Origin of the sequence: Variovorax paradoxus B4 (assembly GCF_000463015.1) — a bacterium.
Classification (GTDB): Bacteria; Pseudomonadota; Gammaproteobacteria; order Burkholderiales; family Burkholderiaceae_C; genus Variovorax; species Variovorax paradoxus_E.
On sequence record NC_022234.1, the window covers coordinates 271,046 to 293,091 of the forward strand.

Here is a 22,046-nt window from a genome sequence, read left to right on the forward strand (position 1 = left end):
AAGAGGTCCTTTTTGTGCTGGTGCGGCGCCGCAATGTCGTCCAAGATGGATGCGCCATTCCGCCGCAACAGAGAGTTTTCCCCTATGCCTGAACCCACTCCGAACGCACCCGCCATGGATGGCGTGGTGCTCAGGCCGATGACGGCCGCCGATCTTCCACAGGCGCATGCGCTCTCGGCCGAACTGCGCTGGCCGCACCGTCCCGCGGACTGGGAGCAGGTGTTCCCGCATGCCGACGGCATTGCAGTGGAGCGCGACGGCGAGATCATCGCGACCGGCCTGCGCTGGCGCTGGGGCCAGCGCCACGCCACCATCGGCCTGGTGATCGTCACGCCCGCCTGCCAGGGCCGCCGCATCGGGCATCGCCTGATGAGCGCGCTGCTCGATGGGCTCGAGGATCGCACGGTGCTTTTGCACGCCACCGCGGAAGGTCGCGGACTTTATGAGCGGCTCGGCTTTGTGCGCGCGGGCGAGGTGCGCCAGCACCAGGGCATCGCGCAGCCGGCGCCGCTGGTTGCGCTGCAGCCCGGCCGGCGGCTGCGGCCTGCGGGTCTCAACGAGCTGCCCGCGCTGCAGGCGCTCGACGCGGCCGCGCGAGGCATGCCGCGCGATGCGCTGGTCGCCGAACTGCTGCAAAGCGCCGATGCCTGCGTGGTGCTCGACCACGACAACGAGCCGAAGGGTTTTGCCATGCTGCGGCGCTTCGGCCGCGGCCATTCGATCGGTCCGGTGGTCGCGCCCGATGCCGAGGGTGCGAAGGCGCTGATCGCGCACCTTGCGGGCTTGAATGCCGGTCACTTCACGCGCATCGATATCGACTTCGACAGCGGGCTGGCCGAATGGCTCGAGAGCATCGGCCTGCTGCGCGTGGATGCGCCGACGACGATGGTGCGGGGTGAGCCGCTTGCTGTTGCTGAGCACGGGCCTTCGCTGTTTGCTCTCGTTACCCAGGCTGTTGGGTAGCTTGCTTTTCCGGGGCGCGCTCCCGCCGACGGGGTACGTTGCTCCGCGAATGTCCTCCGGCCTGCGGCCTCCCCTTGATTTCGCTGCGCAAGGCACCCCATCAGCGGGAGCGTGATTCAGAGCAGTCGTTGATCAGCGGTACACCCGGAGCGTGCCCCAGTGCACAGGGCATCGGGTGCTTCCCGCAGCGAATTAAAGGAGGAGGCGAAGCCGGGGGACGTTCGCGGAGGGGAGTACCCGGTGGCCTGGGCACGCGCCCTGAACAACATCGCCAAGAACACAAGCACACCAAATACACCTCACCATGAAGACCACCTTCCTCTACAAGTCAGACCCCGTACGCGGCCGCCAGTGGGCCGAAGTATTCAGCCGCCACCGCCCCGACATCGACTTCCGCATCTGGCCCGACATCGGCGATGCGGCGCAGGTGCGCTTTCTCGCGGCCTGGGTGCCGCCGGACGACATCGCCGAGCGCTTCCCGAATCTCGAAGTACTGTTCTCTTCTGGCGCGGGTGTCGACCAGTTCGACTTCGCAGCACTCCCGCCCGAGTTGCCCGTGGTGCGCATGGTCGAACCCGGCATCGTGCGCGGCATGGTCGAGTACGTGACGCATGCCGTGCTCGGCCTGCACCGCGACATGCCGCAGTACCGGCGCCAGCAGAACGAAGGCCAGTGGCAGCCGCTGCCAGTGCGGCCCGCGGCGGAGCGGCGCGTGGGCGTTCTGGGGCTGGGCTCGCTCGGCCAGGCCGTGCTGGCGCAGCTTGTCGCATTGGGCTTCGACTGCGCGGGCTGGAGCCGCTCGCGGCATGAGGTCGATGGCGTGCAATGCCATGCGGGCGCCGATGAGCTGCCCGCCTTTCTCGCGCGCACCGACATCCTCGTGTGCCTGCTGCCGCTCACCGATTCGACGCGCGGCTTTCTCGATGCGAAGCTGGTCTCGATGTTGCCGATGGGCGCGGGCCTGGTGCATGTGGGCCGCGGGCCGCACCTGGTCGAGGCCGATTTTCTCGACGCACTGGCCAGCGGCCAGATCGGCGATGCCGTGCTCGACGTGACCGACCCCGAACCGCTGCCGCCCGCGCATGCCTTCTGGCGCCATCCGCGCATCCAGCTCACGCCGCACATCGCGAGCATGACGCAGCCGCTGAGCGCCGCGGAGGCCGTGCTCGACAACCTGCGCCGCTTCGAAGCCGGCGAGCCGATGGTCGGCCGCGTGGACCGCGCCAAGGGCTACTGAAGAAAAACCCGGCCGCATGATGTGCTGTGGCGGCGCGCATAACCGCAGCCTGCTTCGTACGGCACCCCCAAAGCAGCACCACGCTATGCGGCGCGCGGCCTAAGCTGGGGGCATCGAAAGCTCCTTTCGCTCTCGCTTTATCCGACACCGCCATGACGCATCCCACCGCATTGCCGCAACTCGCCACGCTCGACGCCATCGACCGTGCCCACCTCATTCATCCCGTCTCGCCCTGGCGCACGCACGAGCAGCGTGGCCCCGCCGTGCTGGCCTCGGCCCGGGGCGCGTGGCTCACCGATGCGAACGGGCATGAACTGCTCGACGCCTTTGCCGGCCTGTGGTGCGTGAACGTGGGCTACGGCCAGGAGAGCGTGGTGCAGGCCGCGGCCGAGCAGATGCGGCGCCTGCCGTACGCCACCGGCTACTTCCACTTCAGCAGCGAACCGGCCATTCGCCTCGCGGAGAAGCTGGTGCAGATCGCGCCCGCATCGCTGACCCGCGTGTACCTGACGCTCGGCGGCTCGGAGGCCGTCGATGCCGCCGTGCGCTTCATCGTGCAGTACTACAACGCCATCGGCAAGCCGTCGAAGAAGCAGTTCATCGCGCTGGAGCGCGGCTATCACGGCTCCTCGTCCACCGGTGCGGGCCTCACGGCCTTGCCCGCCTTCCATCGCGGCTTCGACCTGCCGCTGCCCACGCAACACTACATCCCGTCGCCCAACCCGTACCGCCATGCAGACGGCGCCGATCCGCAGGCCTTGATCGCCGCATCGGTGGCCTCGCTGCGCGCCAAGGTGGCCGAACTGGGGGCGGACAACGTGGCCGCCTTCTTCTGCGAGCCGATCCAGGGTTCGGGCGGCGTGATCGTGCCGCCCAAGGGCTGGCTCAAAGCCATGCGCGATGCTGCGCGCGAGCTCGACATCCTGTTCGTCGTCGACGAGGTCATCACCGGCTTCGGCCGCACCGGACCCATGTTCGCCTGCGAGGCCGAGGGCGTGGAGCCCGACCTGATGACCATGGCCAAGGGCCTGACCTCGGGCTATGTGCCGATGGGCGCGACGATGATGTCGGAGAAGGTCTATGCCGGCATCGCCGACGGTGCGCCGGCGGGCGTGTCGGTCGGCCACGGCGCGACCTATTCGGCCCACCCGGTGAGCGCCGCGGTCGCGCTCGAGGTGCTGCGCCTGTACGAAGAGGGCGGCGTGCTCGCCAACGGCCAGCGCGGCGCGGCCCATTTCGCGGCCGGGCTCGATGCGCTGCGCACGCACCCGCTGGTGGGCGAATCGCGCCACCGCGGCCTGCTGGGCGCGCTGGAACTGGTGAGCGACAAGCAGAGCAAGCGCGGCTTCGATGCGGCGCTCGGACTGTCGGACCGCATCTTTGCCGCCGGCTACCGCAACGGCCTGGTGTTCCGCTCCTTCGGCGACCACATCCTCGGCTTTGCGCCGGCGCTCACCTTCACCGAGGACGAGTTCGCCCAGATGTTCGCGCGCCTGAAGAAAACGCTCGACGAGGTGCTGGACGCCGCCGATGTGCGCGCGGCTCTAGCAGCCTGAGCGGGAAAGCACTGCCCCAGCACCGCGCCGGCAAAGCAGAATCGGATCCTCTTTCGTTTTTCAGGACTGCCATGTCTGAAGCTTTCAAGATCGACCGACTCGACCTGCGCATCCTGGCCCAGCTGCAGCAGAACGGGCGCATGACCAACGTCGACCTCGCGGATGCGGTCGGCCTGTCGCCCAGCCCCTGCCTGATCCGCGTGAAGCGGCTGGAACAGGCCGGCTACATCGCCGGCTACGGCGCACACCTGCGGCTCGAGAAGCTCGGCGACACGCTCACCGTGTTCACCGAGGTCACGCTGCAGGACCACCACCGCGAAGACTTCGTGCGCTTCGAGGCCGCCATCCGCGAGGTGGACGAGGTGCTCGAGTGCCACCTGGTGAGCGGCGGCTACGACTACCTGCTGCGCTTCCTGACGCGCGGCGTCAACCACTACCAGGAAGTGATCGAGGAACTGCTCGAACGCAACATCGGCATCTCGAAGTACTTCAGCTACATCGTCATCAAGTCGCCGTTCATCAAGACGCACTGCCCGATCGAACGGCTGTTTCCCCACCCGCGCTGACCGGCGCTCTCGACTGTCCATGCCCGAATCCACGCCCAGTTCCTCCCGCCCGCCGGCCCGCTTCGTGCGGCTTGCGGAAACCGACCGGCCCGCGCTGGCCTTCTTGATCGACGGCCAACCGGCCACCGCGCTGGCCGGCGACACGCTGTTGGTGGCGCTGCTGAGCCAGGGACGGCAGGTGCGGGACAGCGAGTTCGGCGACGGCGCGCGCGCAGGCTTCTGCCTGATGGGCGCCTGCCAGGACTGCTGGGTGTGGGCCGCTTCCGGCGAGCGGCTGCGCGCCTGCTCGACGACGGTGGAGGCGGGCATGTCGGTGCTCACGCGGCCGCCGGTGGGGCAGTGGCCCATGACACCCGATTTGAAGGAACTGCTGGCACGCCAGGCCGCGGAGAGCGGCGCATGAGCGACACCTCTTCCGGCGCATCTTCCAGCGCACCGCGCGTGGTCGTAGTGGGTGCGGGCCCCGCGGGCATGCGCGCGGCGCAGGCACTGGTGCAGGCCGGCGTACGGCCGATCGTGGTCGACGAAGGCCGGCGCGACGGCGGCCAGATCTACCGGCGCCAGCCCGAAGGCTTCAAGCGCCCCTATGCCAAGCTCTATGGCACCGAGGCCGACAAGGCGCAGGCGCTGCACCGCGACTTCGATGCGCTGCGCGACCAGGTCGACTACCTCGGCGACACACTGGCCTGGAACCTCAGCGAAGGCGCGCTGCACGTCGTGCGCGGCGGCGAGCCGCAGGTGCTGCCGTTCGATGCCCTGATCGTCTGTTCCGGCGCCACCGACCGGTTGATGCCGGTGCCGGGCTGGCACCGCGCCGGCTGCTATAGCCTCGGCGCCTCGCAGATTGCGCTGAAGGCGCAGGCCTGCGCCATCGGCGCGTGCACCGTGTTTCTCGGCAGCGGCCCGCTGCTGTACCTCGTCGCGTCGCAGTATGTGCAGGCCGGCGCGCAGGTGATGGCCGTGCTCGATACCTCGCCATCGGCCAAGAGCTGGGGCGCGATGGCCGGGCTGCTCGCGCGGCCTCGGCTCGCGCTGCGCGGGCTGGCGCTGATCCGCGGCTTGCGCCGTGCCGGTATGAAGGTGCTGCAGGGCGTGACGCCGCTGCGCATCGACGGCGACGACAGCGCAGGCGTGCAGGCCGTGGTGGTGCGCGACGTTCAGGGCCATGAACAGCGCTTCGAATGCGATGCGGTGGGCCTCGGCTGGCATTTGCGCGCCGAGACGCAACTGGCCGATCTCGCGCGCTGCGAGTTCGACTTCGAACCGCTGAGCCGCCAATGGCTGCCACGCATCGATGCCGAGGGGCGCAGCAGCACGCGCGGCGTGTACCTGGCGGGCGATGGTGCCCGCATCCTCGGTGCCGATGGCGCGGAGGCCGCCGGCCGGCTCGCGGCGCTCTCGGCATTGGCCGACCTGGGCCATGCAAAGGGCCAGGCGCTCCACGGCGCCGAAGCCGCCGCGCTGCAGCGTACGCTGGCCCAGATGAACCGCTTCCGCGAAGGCCTGGCGCGCGCCTTTCCATGGCCGCATGCGCAAGCGGCGGCGCTGCCCGACGACGCGATCGTGTGCCGATGCGAAGCCGTGACAGCCGGCGAGCTGCGCCGCTGCGTCAACGAGATGGACAGCCGCGAAGTCAACCGCGCCAAGGCCTTCAGCCGTGTCGGCATGGGCCGCTGCCAGGGCCGCTTCTGCGGCCATGCCTCGGCCGAGATCGTCGCGCAGGCCAGTGGCGTGCCGATCGAACTGGTGGGCCGCCTGCGGTCGCAGGCGCCGGTCAAGCCATTGGCGATGAGCACGCGCGAGGTTCAGGCATGAGCGAAATCAAGAACACCGATGTGCTGATCCTGGGCGGTGGCCTCATGGGCACCACCGCCGCTTTCTTCCTGCGCCAGCAGCACGGCCTGTCGGTCACGCTGCTCGAGCGCGAGCTGGTGGGCCGCCAGGCCAGCGGCTCCAACTTCGGCAATGTGCGGCGGCAGGGCCGTGTGCTGGCGCAGATGCCGCTGGCCAACCGCGCGCGCGCCGTCTGGGGCCGCGTGAAGGAGTTGCTGGGCGAAGACCTGGAGTTCGTGCCCTACGGCCACCTGCGCGTCTGCTACACCGAAAAGCAGGCCGCCACCTTGGAGCAGCATGCGAAGGACGTGAAGCCGCTCGGCCTCGACCTCGAGCTCTTCAACGCCGAGCAGCTGCGCAAGCGCTGGGGCATCTTCGCGCCCGAGGTGGTGAGTGGTTCGCTCTCGCCGAACGACGGCCATGCCAATCCGCGCCTGGCCGGTCCGGCCTTTGCGCGGGCGGCTCGCCGCGCCGGCGCGAACATCGTCGAGCAGGCCGAGGTGATGCGGGTCGAACAGGACGACGCAGGCTTCACGGCGCACACTGCCGACGGACGACGTTTTCGCGCGTCGCAGCTGCTGGTCGCCTGCGGTGCGTGGTCGAACCGCATGGCCGAACAGTTCGGCGAGGCCGTACCGATGGAGGCGCGCGGCCCGCAGATGGGCGTGACCGAGCCGCTGCCTTACGCCATCGGTCCGTCGATCGGTCTTTCTTCGCCGATTGAGCACGAAGGCCTGTACTTCCGCCAGATCGCGCGCGGCAACATCGTCTTCGGCGGCGGGCTCAAGGGGCCGGCGCATGCGGACCGCGTGCGCGCCTACGTCAAGCCGGACAACGTGCTGCGGCAGCTGCGCGAGCTGCGCCGCTTCGTGCCGGCCTTCGAGCATGTGCAGCTGATCCGTGTGTGGAGCGGCATCGAGGGCTATACCGCCGACTGGCAACCCGTGATGGGCCCCAGCGCGCGCGTGCCGGGGCTGCACTACGCCTTCGGATTCAATGGCGAAGGCTTCGCCATCAGCCCCGGCGTGGGCGAGACCATGGCCGAGCTGATCGCCACCGGAAAGACTTCAACGCCCATCGAGAGCTTCTCGATCGGCCGCTTCGCCTCCGAGTTGGCGAAGCGGGCTGCCTGAAGCGCGCAGGGTCTCGAGACCGCAGGTCAACAGTACTCGCTGCCTTTCAGCAGACGCCGAGGCGCCTGGCCGGTCACGGAACGGAACTCGCGGATAAAGTGCGACTGGTCGGCATAGCCAGCCTCGACAGACAGCTGTGTGAGGCTGGATGCCTCGCCGTACAGCGACAACGCATGGCGCATGCGGATGATGGAGGCGAGTTGCTTTGGTGTCGCACCGACGGTACGGCGGAATCGTTTTGCCAGCCAGTCCACGCTGACGCCCAGATCCGACGCAAGCGCTGCGATGCGGATCGTTCCGACGCTGTTCTCGATGGCTCGCAGGGCCTCGCTCACCAGCATGTCGGCGGGCCGCCTTCGTCGGGCGAGAAGAAAGCGCTCCAGGAAGTCCACGCGCTGCAGATCGTCCCGAGCCGCAGCCACGGCTGCGCAAAGACCTGCCAGGTCGGCGTCCGCCACCAGGGAGGCAAGATCGAGCGTGGTGCCGAACAGGCCTTCTGCGGGCAGGTCGAAGAACTGCGCAGCGCCCGCAGGACGGAAAGCAGCGAGCACGATGCCGCCGCCGGCCGAGGTGTGCATCGAACGTGCGGTGTCGCGCAGTCCCGTCAGTGTGGCTTGGGGCAGGCGGCGTGTCTTCGGTCCATCCAGTTGTTCGGCATAGCCGCCGTAGCGAATGCCGAGCAAGATGCTTGGCTCCGGCATGAGCAGGCGAGTGGCGGCCTCGGCGGTTTCGACGATCACAAAATTCCGCACCTGGTCTGCGAGGGCGGGGGTGGCTGGCAGCAAGCGCATGCGCATTGGCCGATGGTAGCGGGGCGCCCTTTTCTTGTGTGACGCACTGATTTTGTTCAATTGCCGAACCTGCGTGCTGCCTAGCATGGAGCTCCATCCATTCAGGAGAAACCATGCAAGACGATTTGAAGGCCCGAAACAGCCAACTGATCCGGGCACTCTATGAAGAGTGGCTGTCGCACGGACGCTTCGAGGAGCTGCAGGACGCGATCGCGGATGACTACGTGGGGCCCAACGGCGAGAGCGGCGCCGCGGGCTTTGCGACGACCATGAATGGCTTGCGCAGCGCCTTTCCGGACATCCGCTTCCAGGTCGAGGACCTGATCGCCGAGCCGGACAAGGTCGCAGTGCGCTGGCGCTGGCAGGCCATTCACGCTGGCGAGTTCCGCGGCCTGGAAGCGTCGCACCGCCGAGTGGAGAACACAGGCATTGCCATCTACCACTTGCGCCACGGCAAGATCGTGCGCTCCTGGCTGGAAACCGACCGGCTGGGCGCGCTGCAGCAGATTGGCGCACTTCCTGCCGGGGTGGGTGCTTCGCCCCTGCGCAGCAACTAGATGCGGCCGGAACACCCGCGGGAGCGTCGATGCAGTCCTGTCGCCGTGTCCTTCACGCCGATTGCAGCCGGCCGGCTTGACGCCGGGTATTCGCGATCAGGGCCGCGCCGGCAAAGCAAAGGACCGCAAGCAGCACCAGCGCAGAACTGGCCCCTTGGGTGAAGGCCGCCACATCCGGGTTCGAAAGCCCCGGGCCGCCATTTCCCAGAATCATGCGTTGCGAACCGGAAGGAAGCTGTGCCATCGCCACGCTCAGCGTCAGCGCGGTTCCGATCATGATGCCCGTGTTCTGCAGCGTTGACCGGACGCCGTTGGCGATGCCTCGACGCTGGGGCACCACGTTCTGGAGGATCGATGTGTTGTTCGGCGTCACGAAACTCCCGATGCCCAGGCCGAGCACCCAGAGGCACAGCGACAGCTGCACGGCGCCGATCGTCGGCTGCAGCAGGGCGGCCAGCAGCGCCAGGGCGCATCCCGCGAGCAGCATGCCGCCCACGCAGATGGATTCGGGCCTGAAGCGTCGCGTCAGGGCGCCTGCCACCGGCGCAGCCATCAGCATGCCGAATGCCACCGGTGCGATGCGCAGGCCCGCCTGCGATGGCTGCAGGCCCGCACAAGCCTGCAGATACAAGGCCACCAGCAGCAGCGGTGCCGTCTGCGTCATCGACAGGAGCAGGATGCCCGCGTAGGCGGTCCGGCGTCCCGGGTCGCTGAACAGCGAGGGGTCGACCAACGGGCTGGCCACACGCATCTGAACGCCGGAGAAGAGGGCGATGGCGCAAAGCCCTGCGAGCATGAATGCCCACACCGGCGTGCTGGTCCAACCGTGGGTGCCGGCCATCGAGAGTGCATAGGTCACGCATCCGATGCCGACGAGGGACAGCGCCGCGCCTGCCAGGTCGAAGCGCTCGGCCCGGGCGGCCGCGCCCCTTGGCAGCACCTTCCAGGACCACGCCAGCACGCCAAGCCCGATCGGCACGTTGAGCATGAAAAGAACGCGCCATCCCCACCACGACACGACGAAGCCACCCGCCAGCGGGCCCACGACCTGGGCCAGCGCCGCGACCATGGCGAGCACGCCGAGCGCCAGCCCCATCTTGCGGCGGCCGAAGGCATCGCCCACCAAGGCGCTGGCGTTGGCCATGACGCCGGCCGCACCGACGGCCTGGGCGATGCGGCTCGCCAGCATCAGTTCGGCGGTGGGTGCGAAGGCGCATGCCGCACAGGCAGCCACGAAAAGCCACAGTCCCGCGAGGAAGAGCCGGCGCCGTCCCCAGAGATCGGCCAGGCGTCCGAAGCTCAGGATGCAGACGGTGCTGACCAGCATGTAGGACAGCAGGATCCAGCTCGCCTGCGCCGGCGAGGCGTGCAGGCTCCGCGCCACGGCCGGCAGCGCGACATTGAGTGCGCTGAGATTGAGAAAGCACAGCAGTGCGCCGGAACTGGCGGCAACGAGCACCGCCCAATCGGCCCTGCCGGCGTCGGGGTCGTCATCGGCCATCGTCGATTCAGTCTTCGCTCCTGAACCCCGAGGCCTTCACGATGGGGCGCCAGTACGCGCGGTCCTCGTTCATGATCCGCGTCACTTCCGCGCCGGGGAGCCCCGTCGGCTCCAGGCCCATGCGATCGACCTGCGCGCGCACCTGCGGATTGCGCATGGCGGCGAGCAGGGCGACCTCCAGCTTGGCGGCCACGTCCTTGGGCGTTCCTGCCGGCACGAAGGCGGCATAGGCGGCGTTGGCGCGGTCGAAGGCGTCGTAGCCCGACTCCTTGATCGTCGGAACGTCGGGCAGCCAGCTCAGCCGCCGGGTGCCCGCAACGCCCAGGACCCGCAGCTTGCCCGTGCGGTGGAGTTCGAGTTGGCTGGCGAGTGCGTCGGCGCCGAGCGGTACGTGGCCTCCGACGATGTCGGTCGCGAGCGGCGCGCCGCCCTTGTAGGTGACCGGCGCGAGCGGCACGCCGATGGCCTTGGACAGCTGCAGCACGCTGAAGTGCAGTCCGCCTCCGAGGTTGGTCAGCCCCACGCTGGCGCCGGCGGGGTTCTTCCTGATCCACGCGACGTATTCGGGAACCGTCCTGAACGGCTGGTCTGCGCCGGCGGAAAGGACACTGGGCACGATCGCCAGGTGCGCGACCGGGATGAAGTCCTTGTCGACGTCGTAGTTCAGCCGTGCATAGGTCATCGGAAAGAGAACGAAGGGCGGCGTCGAGCCCAGCAGGATGGTGCGGCCGTCGGGCCGTGCGGCCTTGACGGCCTCGATGGAAATGCGCGTCGACGCGCCGGGCCGGTTCTCCACCAGCACAGGCTCCTTGAGCGTGGTGCGCAGGTCCTCGGCCAGCGAACGCGCCAGGCTGTCGAGCGCGCCACCGGGCGGAAAGCCGATGACCAGCCGGATGGGCGCATCGGCATGCGCAGCGGCGCCGATCAGGGCGATCGACGCACCGAGAAGAAGTGTCTTGAGGAAAGAGGCCATGGTGGGGTACCTGCTGGGTTGAGAACGAAACGGAGGGGCGGACTCAGAAAGCGAGGGTGGGCAGCGCGTTCGCCGGCCGGTGCGCGGCTTCGAAGAACGACGCGGCCTGCAGCAGCTGCTGGTCTTCGCGGAACCGGCCGACAAGCTGCATGCCGATGGGCAGGCCGTCGCGGCCCGCGCCGCACGGCAGGCTGATGGCGGGGTGGCCCGTGAGGTTGAAGGGCATCGTCCACGGAAACCAGTTCGCCCGCACTTCGGCATACGCCTCGCCATCGATCTCGATGCGGCCGAACAGGTCCTGGTCGATCGGCAGCGCCGTGCGGGAGAGCGTCGGCGTGAAGATGAAGTCGTGGCTCTCCAGCTGGGCCTGGACCTTGCGAAAGAGCGCGGTCCTGGCGAACATGGCCTGCTGGAAGGCAACCCCGTCGACGTGCTCCGCGAGCGCGAGCTGCTGCAGCAAGGACGGGCTCAGCTGGTCGGCATGCGCTGCGGCCAGCGGCGCGAAGCGGCCGCGCCAGCTGGTGTGGTTGATCACCCGCCACACCGGCTCGACGTCGTAGCCCTCGCCGGGCATCTGTTCGAGCTGCGCGCCCATCGAACGCAAGGTGGCAAGGGCGGCTTCGAAGGCAGCGGCGGCGTCGACGGAGATCGGGCGCCCCGCGGGTGTTGCGCAATAGAGAATCCGCTTGCCGCGCAGATCGCCGTCGGGCTGCAGTGCGTCGAAGTAGCGCTGCGCCGGCACACCCAACGACCAGGGATCGGACCCATGGGCGCCGGTCATGGCCTGCAGCATGAGCGCGGTGTCGGCCACGTTGCGCGTGGTGGGCGTCACGTAGGTGTAGTTGCCGAACGCGTCCTGCACCTGGCTGTGGGGCACCACGCCCAGGCTCTGCTTCAGGCCGACCACGCCGTTGCAGGCGGCGGGAATGCGGGTCGAGCCGCCGCCGTCGGTGGCGATGGCCAGCGGCGCGACGCCGGCCGCAATGGATGCGGCCGCCCCGCCGCTCGAGCCGCCGCTCGTGCGCGTTCCATCCCATGCGTTGCGGGTGCTTCCGAACAGCGGTGCGTCGGTCAGGCACTTGGCGCCGAATTCGGAGGTGGTCGTCTTGCCGATGAGGATGGCGCCGGCCTGGCGCATGCGCGCGACGGCCACCGCGTCTTGCGCGGGAACATGGTCGCGATGCAGCAGGGAACCGTAGGTCGTCCTGACGTTCGCGGTGTCGACGATGTCCTTCACGGTGAAGGGCAGGCCGTGCAGCAGGCCCAGCGGCTCGCCCCTCATCACGGCGCTTTCCGCCTCGCGGGCCTGCGCCATCGCCTGCTCGTGGCAGAGCGTGATGAAGCAGTTCAGGTGTGGCTGGACGGCATCGGCACGGCGCAGGACTTCCAGGGTGATCTCCACCGGCGAGAGCTTTCGCTGCGCGACCAGCGTGCGCAGCGCCACGGCGGACAGCTCGCAGATTTCGGACTTCGGAAGACGCGGAAACTTTTTCATGCGCAAATGATTGATGCGCCGCAACATCGAGTCCAATACTGTTTTCTTGAAAAGGCATACGACCAGCGTATGGCAGCACCGGACTTCAGAACGCTCCGCTACTTCGTGGCGGTTGCCGAGGAACGCAGCGTGGGCAAGGCGGCACGCCGGCTCAACATGGCCCAGCCGCCCTTGTCGGTCCACATCAAGAACCTGGAGGCGGCGGTGGGCACGCCCCTGTTCCGCAGGGCGGCGCGCGGCATGGAGATCACCGACGCCGGCAATGCGCTCTTCCAGCGCGCGAAGGAAGCACTGCTGCTTGCCAACGAAGGGTTCGACGCAGCGCGGGCGATCGGGTCGGGCAGCAGGGGCCGGCTCACGGTCGGAACCATGGTCGTGCTGTCCTACCTGGTGCTCCCTCGCCTGGAGAACACGCTTCGGGCGAAGCTGCCGGACGTGGAAATCCAGTATGTGGAACTGAACGCCGTCAACAACGTCTCGGCCCTCACGGACTCGGACGTGTCGGTGGCGATCTGCATTCCGCCCATCGCCCAGCCAGGCATCGCGGTCGAACGCATCGGAACCCAGCCGCTGATGCTGGCCGTGCGCGCGGATTCGCCGTTGGCCCGCATGTCCAGCATTCCGATGGAGCGGCTTTCAGGCATGCCCCTGATCGGGCTGCCCGTGCCCGAAGGAGACGTCGACAAATCCGTCATCGCCTCGATGCTTCGGCGGCACGATGTCAGCATGCCGATCGCGCAGCGGGTCGAGACCATGGTGTCGGCATTGGCGCTCGTCCTGGCAGGCAAGGGCGTGGCCATCCTGCCCGCCTGCGCCCGGATCGGCCGGCCTCCGGGGGTGGTGTTCAGGGCGCTTCGGAACGTCGATGCAAAGATGGACATCGCCGCCTGCTGGCGCAGCGATTGGCAGAGTCCGCTCATCGAACCCTTCCTGGCTTGCGCGCGCGCCTCGCTGCGGCAAGCTGCGTAGCAGAGGGCCGGGAAGCCTGGGCGGCAGCTACGCGCGCTGCCTCCGACTCGCGCCGGCCCGGCTGCTAGATGTGAAACGCAGCCAGCGCCCCCACCACCAGCCCCGCGGCCGCCACGCCGAACATCGCGCGCTCGAGCCATTTCTTCTTCGTCAGCAAGGCAATGGCGGCCAGCGCAATCGACACCTGCAGCACGGTCGTCGCCTGGGCCCAGCGATGGTGCTGGTGCATTTGCTCTTCCGACTGGGCGTCCCATTGGCTCGCCTCGGCTTCCAGCTTCTTCGCGGCGGCCTGGATGTCGGTCTTCTCCTGCTCGTAGCGCGCCACTTTGACCTGCCATCCCTGCATGCGAACGTCGTCGGTCGCGGTGTCGCGCGCGAATTCGGCGAGGGCCTGCTTGGTGCTTTTCGACTGGAAGTAATTCCACTGGTTCGACGCCTCGGTCTTCTTGATCGCGGCGTTGTTCTTGTAGAGGCCGGCGTTCGCCTGCGTGGCCCCGCCCATGTACGAGAAGATCGCGCCGACGGTGGCGATCACGGCGGTACACACGGCGATCTTGCTCGTCATGCTCATGCCACCGGAAGGCGAGGCTGCCCCGCCTTCCGCATGACCATGGCTGTCGCCATGGCCGCTGCCGGATGCCGCGTGTTCAAGTTCGTGGTCGTGCGGGCCGTGCACATGAAAGCCGTGTCCTGACATGGGATCCTTGTTGAAGTGTGGTTTCTCGGAGCGCGTGCGAGTATGCCCGGGACCCGATGGTGCCGCCGGCCCCCTTCTGCGCATGGCGGCGCTCGATCCAGCAGGTGGTGATCCCCAGCTGCTCAGTGGTAGTCGTCTTCACGCTGATGCCGAAGCGCCAGGATGTTGACGGTCTCAGCACCTTCAATCTCGTAAAGTGCGACGTAGCCGGCCCCGCTGCAGGGAATCACGAGTTCTCGCAAGAACGGGCTATCACTCGCTTTGCGGAAGATGAATGGTGTTCGGCTTAAGTGATTCTCTATCGCCGTGGCGAGGGTGTCGATGGTGCGTTGCGCCGCGTCGAAATCCTCGCGCGTTTTTGCACGGACGAGCAGGAAGTCGAAAAGTCGGATCAGGTCTTCACGGGCTGCGTCGGTGTATCTGACCTGGAATTCACCGTTCAACCCAGCACCTGTTTACGCCGCGCGTCGAGCCGTGCCTGGAGTTCGCCGTGCACGGCCGCCGCGGAATGATAGACGCCGGTACGCTGGGCCTCCTGGCTGGCGTGCAGGCCGCGCGCGAGGAAGTCCGCCTGCACCTGGCGGCGCTGGATGGCTTCGCGCACGGCTGTTTCGATCAGCGCGCTGAGCGTCTCACCTTCGCGGAGCACGCTCTCGGCGGCCAGGCGGAGTTCGGCCTCGACTCGAAGGGAAGGAAAGGTGGAAGTCTTCATGGCCGTGATGCGTTGCAATTGCGACGCATCGAGTATATACCCGCGCCGGAGGCGATGCTCGGTAGCAAATCGCGATGGGGAGGGCAGGGCCCGCCAGCGGCCTGGTGATCGCACCAAGGCGGTTTCCTGATTGGTCGCCAAGTGCCGCCCGCCTGCGATCACGGCGTCAATGGCATGGCTCGGACGTCGAGGAAAACTGAAGTTCCGCACCAGGACGGAGACCTTCCATGGGCAGATCACTTCTCGGACTGGGCGAAATAAGTTCAATAAATATCAATTTAAATAATGTTGATTCATAAAAACAGGATTTCTAGAATTCCTCCATAGCGATTCGTCGCAGATGCGAGGCAGAGATGGATACCGACAACCCCACGAAGCAGAGACAACTCACCGTACGAATCTCTCGAGGAACCGGCGATGGTTCCTTATCAACGTATCTGGTTCCCTGGCGCGAAAACCAGACCGTGCTGGACGTCGTGACGGAGGTCCAACGGACCCAGGAGCCAGACCTTTCCTATCGATTCGCTTGTCGCGTTGGCGTGTGCGGCTCCTGTGCGATGACGGTCAACGGAAAGCCCCGCTGGACCTGCCGAACCCATGTCAGCCGCGTGGAAGAGGAGGGGGTCATCGTCATCGAGCCTCTTCGCAACATGCCGCGCATCAAGGACCTCGTGGTCGATATGCGCGAGTTCTTCCAAAAGTGGAAAAAGGCGGGCAGCACCTTTGTTGGCACGGCAACACGGAATGATCCGCCGGCACGGGTGCCTCCCCAGAGCAAGAAGCGCAGGCTGGCAGATGCCGCGATCGAATGCATCAATTGCGGCGTGTGCTATGCCGCCTGTGACGTCGTCACCTGGGACAAGGACTATCTGGGACCAGCTGCGCTCAATCGTGCCTGGACCCTCTACAACGACGAACGACATGCGGACCCCAACGACGTTTTGCACAAGGCAACGTCCGGTGGCGGCTGCAATTCGTGCCACACGCAAGGCAGTTGCATGAAGCATTGCCCGGTCAGCCTGAGCCCGACCGGCAGCATTGCGGGACTGAAGCGAAGTGCGCTCCTGAGTTTCCTCAAGCGAGACTGAAATGGAAGCTCGCCTCTTCGCTCTTCAGCGCCTCACGGCAATGGTCATGGCGCCATTTGTCTTCACGCATGTGGGACTCATCATCTACGCGGTCCGCGGCGGACTGACCGCTGGCGAAGTCCTCTCTCGCACGCAAGGCAACTGGGTGTGGATCGCGTTCTACGGCCTCTTTGCGATCAGCGTGGCCGTCCACGTTCCGATCGGCGTGCGCAACATCCTCATCGAATGGCTGCGCCTCGGACGAAGCGCCGCGTCCCTGGTGAGCCTGGTGTTCGGCGCCGCATTGCTGTACCTGGGCCTTCGCGCCGTCGCCGCGGTGGGGGGACTGATGCCATGAAGACCGCTCGCAGTCATCAAGCGTACTGGGCCTTCCTGGGGCATCGCCTCTCGGGCCTGGCGCTTGCACTCTTCCTACCCGCCCACTTCTACGTGCTCGGCATGGCCCTGGACGAAGCACGCCTCGACCGCTTCCTGAAGCTGTCGGAGATGCCCGCGATGAAGTTCGGCGAGTGGGGACTCGTCCTGTTACTGACACTGCACATGTTCTTTGGATCGCGCCTGCTCGCACTCGAGCTGCTTCCCTGGAGCTCCACCCGCGACGCTCGCCTGGCCTGGATTGGCTGGGGTTTTGCGGCATCGATGGCATTTGGCTTTGCGTTCATCGCGAGAGTGATTTGAAATGAACTTCGAGACTTACAAGACCGATATCCTGGTGCTGGGAACCGGTGGTGCCGGCCTGTTTGCTGCCTTGCATGCCAAGAAGGCGAATCCTTCCCTGCGCGTCACGGTCACGGTCAAAGGTTTGCTTGGAAAGTGCGGATGCACACGCATGGTCCAGGGCGGCTACAACGTGGCGCTGTCGGCTGGAGACTCGGTTGAGCGACACTTCATGGACACCATCGAGGGCGGCAAGTGGCTGCCGCGCCAGGATCTCGCATGGCGCCTCGTGGAAGGGGCCGTCGAGCGCGTGCGCGAACTCGAGAACGAGATCGGGTGCTTCTTTGACCGCAATCCCGACGGGTCGCTCCATTCGAAGGCCTTTGCGGGCCAGAGCTTCGATCGCACGGTCCACAAGGCCGACCTGACGGGCATCGAGATCATCAACCGCCTCATGGAGCAGGTGCGCGCGATGGACGTCGAGGAGCTCGAGGAGCATCGCGCGATCGAGCTCATTCCGGCGGCCGATGGAGCCGGAATCGCCGGTGTCCTGTTCATTGACATGCGTGCGGGTACCTATCGCCTGGTGCAGGCAAAAGCGGTACTCCTCGCGACGGGCGCCGGGCCGACGATGTACCGCTATCACACGCCGTCCGGCGACAAGACCTGCGATGGGCTGGCCATGGCGCTGCGGTATGGCCTGAAGCTGCGGGATATGGAGATGGTGCAGTTCCATCCCACCGGACTCCTCGGTGGGCCGGATACGCGCATGACGGGCACCGTTCTCGAGGAGGGCCTGCGCGGCGCCGGGGGTTACCTGCTCAATGGGGGCGGCGACCGGTTCATGACCCACTACGACAAGCGTGGCGAGCGTGCGACCCGCGACGTCGTCAGCCGAGGCATCTACGCCGAGATGCGCGCGGGGCGCACGGGGCCCATGGGTGGCGTCTACATCCAGATGAGCCACCTCGGCCCGGAGAAGGTCGCCAAGACATTTCCGGGAATGGTCAATCGCTGCAAGGACTGCGGCTTTGATCTGGCAGGTGGCAAGGTCGAAGTGGTTCCGACAGCCCACTACCTGATGGGGGGTGTCGAGTTCAACGTCGACTGCTCGACCGCATCGCCAGGACTGTTCGCCGCGGGCGAGGACTGCGGAGGCGTCCATGGGGCCAATCGCCTTGGCGGCAACGGTGTCGCGAACTCCACCGTCTTTGGTGGCATCGCGGGAGACTCCATGGCCGCCTTCGTCGAGAGGAACGGCAAGTGGCGCGACCCCGACAGCCGAATTGTCGCCAGCGGGATCGAGCGCGCGGAGTATCCATTTTCCAGGTCGGTGGGTCGTATCCACGAGTTGCGCGACGCCCTGGCACAGACGATGTGGGATGACGTAGGCGTGCTGCGCAACCGTGAGGCGATGGAACATGGGCTCGAAGCAGTGGCCTCTCATCGAGCCGCGCTGTCGGCAATGGGCGTCGCAGATGGTGATCGCCGCTACAACGTGACCTGGCACGACTGGCTGAACCTGGAAAGCCTCGTCGATATCTCAAAGATCATTACCGTCTCCGCACTGGCGCGCGAGAACAGTCGCGGCGCTCATTTCCGCGAAGACTTCCCCGACCCGGGCGATCTCCACTCCAGCTGCTACACGCGCGTGAGCGCCCGGGACGACGACGTACAGCTCGAAATGGTCCCCGTCTCCTTCGACATCGTGAGACCCGGTGAATCGCTCATCACCGGCGAAGCAGACACCCCCCAAACCTGAGGGCACACCCAAATGAAGATTCCGATTCAGAAAGTTGAAGAAGCCGCCTTGGAGATCACGCGACGCGCTGCGATCGAGATTCCTCCCGACTACAAGAAGGGAATTCAGGAGCTGCAGAAGACGGAGACCGGAAAACTGCCTCGGTTCGTCATCCACGCGATGGTCGACAACTGGGAGGCCGCAGATCAGGATCGCCGTCCCATGTGCGCCGATACCGGCCTGCCGCGGTATTACGTGAAGGTTGGCAACAACGCATCGGTCGAGTCGGGATTCGTTGCCGTGGAGCGAGCGCTCCGGCATGCGACGGCAGAAGGTACGGTCACGATTCCGCTTCGGCCGAATCGCGTGCATCCCTTGTGGCGCACGGATCACAACAACAACGTCGGCATCAATGCCCCCGAAGTCGAGTGGTCGTTCGAGCCGGACGCAGACTGGCTCGACGTCACCACCGTCCACAAGGGCGGCCTCTTCGGGACCGACTACCGCATGTTGTTCCCCGGGGACGGAATCGACGGTATCAAGCGCTTTGTCCTGGACACGCTGATTGCCTTCGGAAAGCGCGGCCTGGCCTGCCAGCCCGCGATCGTCGGGATCGGCTTGGGTGGCTCCAAGGACACCTGCATGCAGCTGGGCAAACAGGCTGCGTGCCTGCGCACGGTCGGGGACCGGAATCCCGATCCGAAGGTCGCCGAGCTCGAACTTGAGTTGATGAAGCTCGGAAACTCGATCGGGATGGGCGCCATGGGCTTTGTGGGGTCCGGGATGGTCGTGGATTGCCACATCGAGTGCGGTTACACGCACACCGGTGGCATGCCCATCAGCCTGCACACCTTCTGTCTTTCATCACGGCGTGCCACAGCGCGCATCCATGCCAACGGCGAGATCGAGTATCGAACCGATCCCCAATGGTTCACCCCCTATCTGCGTCGGGAGACGGTCGAATGGTAAGCAGCAACGACGACATCAAGGTCTTCCACCTGAACCTTCCGGCGAAGCGGGAAGACATTGCGAAGCTCGAGCTGGGCTGCGCGGTCTATCTGAACGGCGTGGTCTACACCGCGCGCGAGGGTGTCTACAAGAAGGTGCTGGACGAGGGATTGGCGCTACCCGTCGATCTGAAGTCGATCAGCAACGTCAACTTCCACTGCTCGCCGGCCGCCGCACCCGACGGCAAGGGAGGCTACAGGGTCGGCGCTGTGACCGCCACGGCATCCTTTCGCTTCTCGAAGTGGATTCCTCGCTGGCTCGAACAGACAGGGTGCAGCATCCTCATCGGAAAAGGAGGCATGCCTGCCGATGACTACAAGAAGGTCCTCGCTCCGGGTGGCGCCATCTACCTGACAACCGTCGGCTACGGCACCGGTGCGCTGCTCGGTCGCGGCATCAAGCGTGTCCGGGAGGTCCACTGGCTCGATGAGCTGGGGATCGCCCAGGCCATGTGGTTGTTCGAGGTGGAGAACTTCGGTCCCTTCATCGTCGAGAGCGATCTGGAAGGCAACTCCTTGTTCGCGCAGCATGCCGAGACCATCAATGCCGGCATCGAGGCCCTGTATGCAGGTCTCAAGCCTCCAGCGCTGCATCGCTACGGCGAGACCGACAACCGCAAGGACGAGGTGATGTAGCCGCCGGCATTGCAGGCTTGCGATGCCGCCCGGGTTCGAGTCGTTTCCATTCAAAAGGTCAGTGCCATGATCATCGATTTCCGTCTGCGCCCGCCGGTCGGCGGCTTCCTCAATACGCTCATGTACTCGGCCGGCGAGCGCCGCGATGGGTTCACGCGAACGGTCGGCTTTGAACCATCGAAAGCGGCTCAGAAACAGTCGATGGAGTCGCTGCTCAAGGAGATGGACGAAGCGAAGATCGATCGTGGCGTGGTCGTGGGCCGCCTTGCCGGCGTGCTCGGCAGCGTATCGAACGATGATGTCCTGAGGATTGTCACTGACTACCCTGGCCGCTTCATCGGCGCCGCATCCATTGATCCCACCGATCGGCGCCGAGCATGCCAGACAATCACCCAGGCGGTGAAGGATGGATTCAAGCTGATCAACATCGAGCCCGGATCGTACCCGGTGCCGATGTACGCGGATGACCGCCGCCTCTATCCGATCTACGGCCACTGCGAGGACATCGGCGTGCCCGTCATCATGATGGCGGGTGGCACCGCAGGCCCGGACCTCAGCTATTCCGATCCCATCCGGACGGACCGGGTCCTCGCGGACTTCCCCAGGCTCAATGTCGTCGTTGCCCACGGCGGATGGCCTTGGGTCAACGAGATCCTGCACCTGGGATTTCGTCGTTCCAACCTTTGGCTCTCTCCCGACATGTATTTTTCCCGAATGCCAGGATGGGAAGAGTACGTCAAGGCGGCGGATGGCTTTCTGGCTGAGCGCATGCTGTACGCCAGCTCGTTTCCCTTTTGTCCGGTCCTTGGCTACAAGGAGTGGTTCGAGAAGCTGCCAATCAGGGAAGAAAATCTGCGCAAGGTCATGGGGGGCAACGCGCGCCGGCTGCTGGGAATCTAGAAGCTCCACGGCTGACCCGCAGAGTCAATTTCGAAGAAGGTATTTGCTGCATGGACATCAAGACGCTGTACACCTTGGTCGCGATCGCTGATCGAGGAAGCTTCGTGGAGGCGGGCAATAGCATCGGCCTTTCACTGTCCGCGGTAAGCATGCAGATGCGTGCTCTCGAGGAAGAGCTCGAGAGCACCATCTTCGATCGCAGCCGTCGTCCACCGGTCCTGACCGATGCGGGGTTGGCCCTGGTGCATCGCGCACGCGATCTGCTCGCCCATTGGGAGAGCATGAGCGCTTCGCTCAAGAAGGGCACGGCGGTCGGGTTGCTGAAACTGGGAAGCGTTCACACCGTTGCCTCAGGCGTATTGCCGCTGGCGCTGCGTCACCTGCAACGACAAGGCCATGGCCTTGAGGTACACGTCACCACCGGCCTGACGCATGACCTGGAGCGAGCTGTCTACCATCGGCAGTTGGATGTGGCCCTGGTCACCGAGCCGGAGCTTCCACGAAGTGGCCTTGACTTTCTACCATTCGTCGACGAGGCGCTCGTGGTCATCGCACACAAGTCCGCAAAAGGGGCGAGCGATCAGGAAGTACTCGAAGGAACGCCGTATGTCCGCTTCAATCGATTGGCCCGGGTGGGCAACCTCGTTCAAGAGGAGATCGTCCGCCGACAGATCACTGTCCGCTCGACCATGGAGATCGACAACCTTGAAGGTGTCATCGCCATGGTCGCCAATGGTCTCGGCGCGTCGGTTGTTCCGGCTCGCGGGGTGAAGAATGAATTTCCAACCACCGTTCGAGTGATTCCCTTCGGCAATCCGACAGTGACTCGTCGATTGGGAATGCTCGCCCCGAAGGAGAACCCGAGGTCGCACTTGTGTCAGCTACTTCTGGAAGCGCTGCAGGCGGTCACCACCGGTCCTGACGAACTGGTTCGAAAGGTCGGCTCCGCCTAAGGCCGCCTTCAAAACCAACTCCACTCCTCATGCACCGAATCGAGCCAATGGGCTTGAGGGCGATCCATCGCCTGCCCCTAA

24 protein-coding genes are annotated in these 22,046 nt (G+C 66.0%); 17 read left to right on the plus strand and 7 right to left on the minus strand.

Going from position 1 to position 22,046, the window contains the following annotated elements:
* Nucleotides 1–84 precede the first annotated feature (84 nt).
* From VAPA_RS28380 to VAPA_RS28410, 7 genes are all read left to right on the plus strand, one after another.
* A complete protein-coding gene (locus tag VAPA_RS28380) occupies nucleotides 85–963 on the plus strand; it encodes a GNAT family N-acetyltransferase (RefSeq protein ID WP_021003657.1) in 879 nt (292 codons plus the stop codon).
* Nucleotides 964–1,267: 304 nt separating this feature from the next.
* The gene (locus VAPA_RS28385; RefSeq protein ID WP_021003658.1) at nucleotides 1,268–2,200 is read left to right on the plus strand and encodes a 2-hydroxyacid dehydrogenase; all 933 of its coding nucleotides are present in this window, start codon (nucleotides 1,268–1,270) and stop codon (nucleotides 2,198–2,200) included.
* A 152-nt stretch (nucleotides 2,201–2,352) separates the two neighbouring features.
* Nucleotides 2,353–3,756 carry an aspartate aminotransferase family protein gene (locus VAPA_RS28390; protein ID WP_021003659.1) on the plus strand — a complete coding sequence of 468 codons (1,404 nt, stop codon included), beginning with the start codon at nucleotides 2,353–2,355 and terminating at the stop codon, nucleotides 3,754–3,756.
* 71 nt (nucleotides 3,757–3,827) lie between these two features.
* On the plus strand, nucleotides 3,828–4,322 hold the full coding sequence (locus VAPA_RS28395; RefSeq protein WP_015865681.1) for an Lrp/AsnC family transcriptional regulator: 495 nt from the start codon (nucleotides 3,828–3,830) through the stop codon (nucleotides 4,320–4,322).
* Between the two features lie 19 nt (nucleotides 4,323–4,341).
* The gene (locus VAPA_RS28400; protein ID WP_021003660.1) at nucleotides 4,342–4,725 is read left to right on the plus strand and encodes a (2Fe-2S)-binding protein; all 384 of its coding nucleotides are present in this window, start codon (nucleotides 4,342–4,344) and stop codon (nucleotides 4,723–4,725) included.
* Nucleotides 4,722–6,137 carry an FAD/NAD(P)-dependent oxidoreductase gene (locus VAPA_RS28405; protein WP_021003661.1) on the plus strand — a complete coding sequence of 472 codons (1,416 nt, stop codon included), beginning with the start codon at nucleotides 4,722–4,724 and terminating at the stop codon, nucleotides 6,135–6,137. Before VAPA_RS28400 ends, VAPA_RS28405 begins: the two co-directional genes overlap by 4 nt.
* Nucleotides 6,134–7,288, plus strand: a complete 1,155-nt coding sequence (locus VAPA_RS28410) for an NAD(P)/FAD-dependent oxidoreductase (protein WP_021003662.1) — start codon at nucleotides 6,134–6,136, stop codon at nucleotides 7,286–7,288. Before VAPA_RS28405 ends, VAPA_RS28410 begins: the two co-directional genes overlap by 4 nt.
* 26 nt (nucleotides 7,289–7,314) lie before the next feature.
* Here the strand turns inward: VAPA_RS28410 and VAPA_RS28415 are convergent, their stop codons facing one another.
* On the minus strand, nucleotides 7,315–8,085 hold the full coding sequence (locus VAPA_RS28415; RefSeq protein WP_041946656.1) for a helix-turn-helix transcriptional regulator: 771 nt from the start codon (nucleotides 8,083–8,085) through the stop codon (nucleotides 7,315–7,317).
* Nucleotides 8,086–8,192: 107 nt separating this feature from the next.
* Here VAPA_RS28415 and VAPA_RS28420 point away from each other — a divergent pair, with 107 nt between their 5' ends.
* The gene (locus VAPA_RS28420; protein WP_021003664.1) at nucleotides 8,193–8,636 is read left to right on the plus strand and encodes an ester cyclase; all 444 of its coding nucleotides are present in this window, start codon (nucleotides 8,193–8,195) and stop codon (nucleotides 8,634–8,636) included.
* Between the two features lie 52 nt (nucleotides 8,637–8,688).
* Here the strand turns inward: VAPA_RS28420 and VAPA_RS28425 are convergent, their stop codons facing one another.
* Genes VAPA_RS28425 through VAPA_RS28435 form a run of 3 tightly spaced genes read right to left on the minus strand, consistent with a single transcriptional unit; the run spans nucleotide 8,689 to nucleotide 12,605 of the window.
* Nucleotides 8,689–10,137: an MFS transporter gene (locus tag VAPA_RS28425; protein WP_021003665.1), complete on the minus strand. Its 1,449-nt coding sequence runs from the start codon at nucleotides 10,135–10,137 to the stop codon at nucleotides 8,689–8,691.
* A 7-nt stretch (nucleotides 10,138–10,144) separates the two neighbouring features.
* Entirely contained in the window at nucleotides 10,145–11,110 is a 966-nt protein-coding gene (locus VAPA_RS28430; protein ID WP_021003666.1) for a tripartite tricarboxylate transporter substrate-binding protein, read from the minus strand.
* A 43-nt stretch (nucleotides 11,111–11,153) separates the two neighbouring features.
* On the minus strand, nucleotides 11,154–12,605 hold the full coding sequence (locus tag VAPA_RS28435) for an amidase (protein WP_230559086.1): 1,452 nt from the start codon (nucleotides 12,603–12,605) through the stop codon (nucleotides 11,154–11,156).
* Between the two features lie 6 nt (nucleotides 12,606–12,611).
* Between VAPA_RS28435 and VAPA_RS28440 the strand changes: the two genes are divergently transcribed.
* Nucleotides 12,612–13,574 carry a LysR family transcriptional regulator gene (locus VAPA_RS28440; protein ID WP_230559087.1) on the plus strand — a complete coding sequence of 321 codons (963 nt, stop codon included), beginning with the start codon at nucleotides 12,612–12,614 and terminating at the stop codon, nucleotides 13,572–13,574.
* 64 nt (nucleotides 13,575–13,638) lie between these two features.
* Here the strand turns inward: VAPA_RS28440 and VAPA_RS28445 are convergent, their stop codons facing one another.
* The 3 genes from VAPA_RS28445 to VAPA_RS28455 all read right to left on the minus strand — a co-directional run bounded on the left by VAPA_RS28445 (nucleotide 13,639) and on the right by VAPA_RS28455 (nucleotide 14,983).
* Nucleotides 13,639–14,271 carry a DUF4337 domain-containing protein gene (locus VAPA_RS28445; RefSeq protein ID WP_021003669.1) on the minus strand — a complete coding sequence of 211 codons (633 nt, stop codon included), beginning with the start codon at nucleotides 14,269–14,271 and terminating at the stop codon, nucleotides 13,639–13,641.
* A gap of 122 nt (nucleotides 14,272–14,393) precedes the next feature.
* Nucleotides 14,394–14,714: a type II toxin-antitoxin system RelE/ParE family toxin gene (locus VAPA_RS28450; RefSeq protein WP_041946657.1), complete on the minus strand. Its 321-nt coding sequence runs from the start codon at nucleotides 14,712–14,714 to the stop codon at nucleotides 14,394–14,396.
* Entirely contained in the window at nucleotides 14,711–14,983 is a 273-nt protein-coding gene (locus VAPA_RS28455; RefSeq protein WP_021003670.1) for a YlcI/YnfO family protein, read from the minus strand. Before VAPA_RS28455 ends, VAPA_RS28450 begins: the two co-directional genes overlap by 4 nt.
* Nucleotides 14,984–15,336: 353 nt before the next feature.
* Between VAPA_RS28455 and VAPA_RS28460 the strand changes: the two genes are divergently transcribed.
* The 8 genes from VAPA_RS28460 to VAPA_RS28495 all read left to right on the plus strand — a co-directional run bounded on the left by VAPA_RS28460 (nucleotide 15,337) and on the right by VAPA_RS28495 (nucleotide 21,965).
* Entirely contained in the window at nucleotides 15,337–16,071 is a 735-nt protein-coding gene (locus tag VAPA_RS28460; RefSeq protein WP_021003671.1) for a succinate dehydrogenase/fumarate reductase iron-sulfur subunit, read from the plus strand.
* A 1-nt stretch (nucleotide 16,072) separates the two neighbouring features.
* Nucleotides 16,073–16,408 (plus strand): succinate dehydrogenase/fumarate reductase subunit, encoded by a 336-nt coding sequence (locus tag VAPA_RS28465; RefSeq protein WP_021003672.1) that lies wholly within the window; start codon nucleotides 16,073–16,075, stop codon nucleotides 16,406–16,408.
* The gene (locus VAPA_RS28470) at nucleotides 16,405–16,749 is read left to right on the plus strand and encodes a succinate dehydrogenase/fumarate reductase transmembrane subunit (protein ID WP_021003673.1); all 345 of its coding nucleotides are present in this window, start codon (nucleotides 16,405–16,407) and stop codon (nucleotides 16,747–16,749) included. Before VAPA_RS28465 ends, VAPA_RS28470 begins: the two co-directional genes overlap by 4 nt.
* A 1-nt stretch (nucleotide 16,750) precedes the next feature.
* Nucleotides 16,751–18,490, plus strand: coding sequence for an L-aspartate oxidase (locus VAPA_RS28475; RefSeq protein WP_021003674.1), 1,740 nt, complete (start codon nucleotides 16,751–16,753; stop codon nucleotides 18,488–18,490).
* A 12-nt stretch (nucleotides 18,491–18,502) separates the two neighbouring features.
* Nucleotides 18,503–19,438: a fumarate hydratase gene (locus tag VAPA_RS28480; protein WP_021003675.1), complete on the plus strand. Its 936-nt coding sequence runs from the start codon at nucleotides 18,503–18,505 to the stop codon at nucleotides 19,436–19,438.
* Nucleotides 19,432–20,112 (plus strand): fumarate hydratase C-terminal domain-containing protein, encoded by a 681-nt coding sequence (locus tag VAPA_RS28485; protein WP_018905943.1) that lies wholly within the window; start codon nucleotides 19,432–19,434, stop codon nucleotides 20,110–20,112. Before VAPA_RS28480 ends, VAPA_RS28485 begins: the two co-directional genes overlap by 7 nt.
* 66 nt (nucleotides 20,113–20,178) lie before the next feature.
* A complete protein-coding gene (locus VAPA_RS28490; protein ID WP_021003676.1) occupies nucleotides 20,179–21,012 on the plus strand; it encodes an amidohydrolase family protein in 834 nt (277 codons plus the stop codon).
* Between the two features lie 50 nt (nucleotides 21,013–21,062).
* The gene (locus VAPA_RS28495) at nucleotides 21,063–21,965 is read left to right on the plus strand and encodes a LysR family transcriptional regulator (RefSeq protein ID WP_021003677.1); all 903 of its coding nucleotides are present in this window, start codon (nucleotides 21,063–21,065) and stop codon (nucleotides 21,963–21,965) included.
* The last annotated feature ends 81 nt before the right edge of the window (nucleotides 21,966–22,046 follow it).

Bases quoted from the DNA above. Each gene is read 5' to 3' on its own strand.
- VAPA_RS28460 (WP_021003671.1), top strand. From the start codon at position 15,337: ATGGATACCGACAACCCCACGAAGCAGAGACAACTCACCGTACGAATC.
- VAPA_RS28390 (WP_021003659.1), top strand. From the start codon at position 2,353: ATGACGCATCCCACCGCATTGCCGCAACTCGCCACGCTCGACGCCATC.
- VAPA_RS28405 (WP_021003661.1), top strand. From the start codon at position 4,722: ATGAGCGACACCTCTTCCGGCGCATCTTCCAGCGCACCGCGCGTGGTC.
- VAPA_RS28410 (WP_021003662.1), top strand. From the start codon at position 6,134: ATGAGCGAAATCAAGAACACCGATGTGCTGATCCTGGGCGGTGGCCTC.
- VAPA_RS28495 (WP_021003677.1), top strand. From the start codon at position 21,063: ATGGACATCAAGACGCTGTACACCTTGGTCGCGATCGCTGATCGAGGA.
- VAPA_RS28475 (WP_021003674.1), top strand. From the start codon at position 16,751: ATGAACTTCGAGACTTACAAGACCGATATCCTGGTGCTGGGAACCGGT.
- VAPA_RS28415 (WP_041946656.1), bottom strand. From the start codon at position 8,085: ATGCGCATGCGCTTGCTGCCAGCCACCCCCGCCCTCGCAGACCAGGTG.
- VAPA_RS28400 (WP_021003660.1), top strand. From the start codon at position 4,342: ATGCCCGAATCCACGCCCAGTTCCTCCCGCCCGCCGGCCCGCTTCGTG.
- VAPA_RS28380 (WP_021003657.1), top strand. From the start codon at position 85: ATGCCTGAACCCACTCCGAACGCACCCGCCATGGATGGCGTGGTGCTC.
- VAPA_RS28485 (WP_018905943.1), top strand. From the start codon at position 19,432: ATGGTAAGCAGCAACGACGACATCAAGGTCTTCCACCTGAACCTTCCG.
- VAPA_RS28490 (WP_021003676.1), top strand. From the start codon at position 20,179: ATGATCATCGATTTCCGTCTGCGCCCGCCGGTCGGCGGCTTCCTCAAT.
- VAPA_RS28425 (WP_021003665.1), bottom strand. From the start codon at position 10,137: ATGGCCGATGACGACCCCGACGCCGGCAGGGCCGATTGGGCGGTGCTC.
- VAPA_RS28455 (WP_021003670.1), bottom strand. From the start codon at position 14,983: ATGAAGACTTCCACCTTTCCTTCCCTTCGAGTCGAGGCCGAACTCCGC.
- VAPA_RS28385 (WP_021003658.1), top strand. From the start codon at position 1,268: ATGAAGACCACCTTCCTCTACAAGTCAGACCCCGTACGCGGCCGCCAG.
- VAPA_RS28420 (WP_021003664.1), top strand. From the start codon at position 8,193: ATGCAAGACGATTTGAAGGCCCGAAACAGCCAACTGATCCGGGCACTC.
- VAPA_RS28395 (WP_015865681.1), top strand. From the start codon at position 3,828: ATGTCTGAAGCTTTCAAGATCGACCGACTCGACCTGCGCATCCTGGCC.
- VAPA_RS28435 (WP_230559086.1), bottom strand. From the start codon at position 12,605: ATGAAAAAGTTTCCGCGTCTTCCGAAGTCCGAAATCTGCGAGCTGTCC.
- VAPA_RS28445 (WP_021003669.1), bottom strand. From the start codon at position 14,271: ATGTCAGGACACGGCTTTCATGTGCACGGCCCGCACGACCACGAACTT.
- VAPA_RS28470 (WP_021003673.1), top strand. From the start codon at position 16,405: ATGAAGACCGCTCGCAGTCATCAAGCGTACTGGGCCTTCCTGGGGCAT.
- VAPA_RS28440 (WP_230559087.1), top strand. From the start codon at position 12,612: ATGATTGATGCGCCGCAACATCGAGTCCAATACTGTTTTCTTGAAAAG.
- VAPA_RS28465 (WP_021003672.1), top strand. From the start codon at position 16,073: ATGGAAGCTCGCCTCTTCGCTCTTCAGCGCCTCACGGCAATGGTCATG.
- VAPA_RS28480 (WP_021003675.1), top strand. From the start codon at position 18,503: ATGAAGATTCCGATTCAGAAAGTTGAAGAAGCCGCCTTGGAGATCACG.
- VAPA_RS28430 (WP_021003666.1), bottom strand. From the start codon at position 11,110: ATGGCCTCTTTCCTCAAGACACTTCTTCTCGGTGCGTCGATCGCCCTG.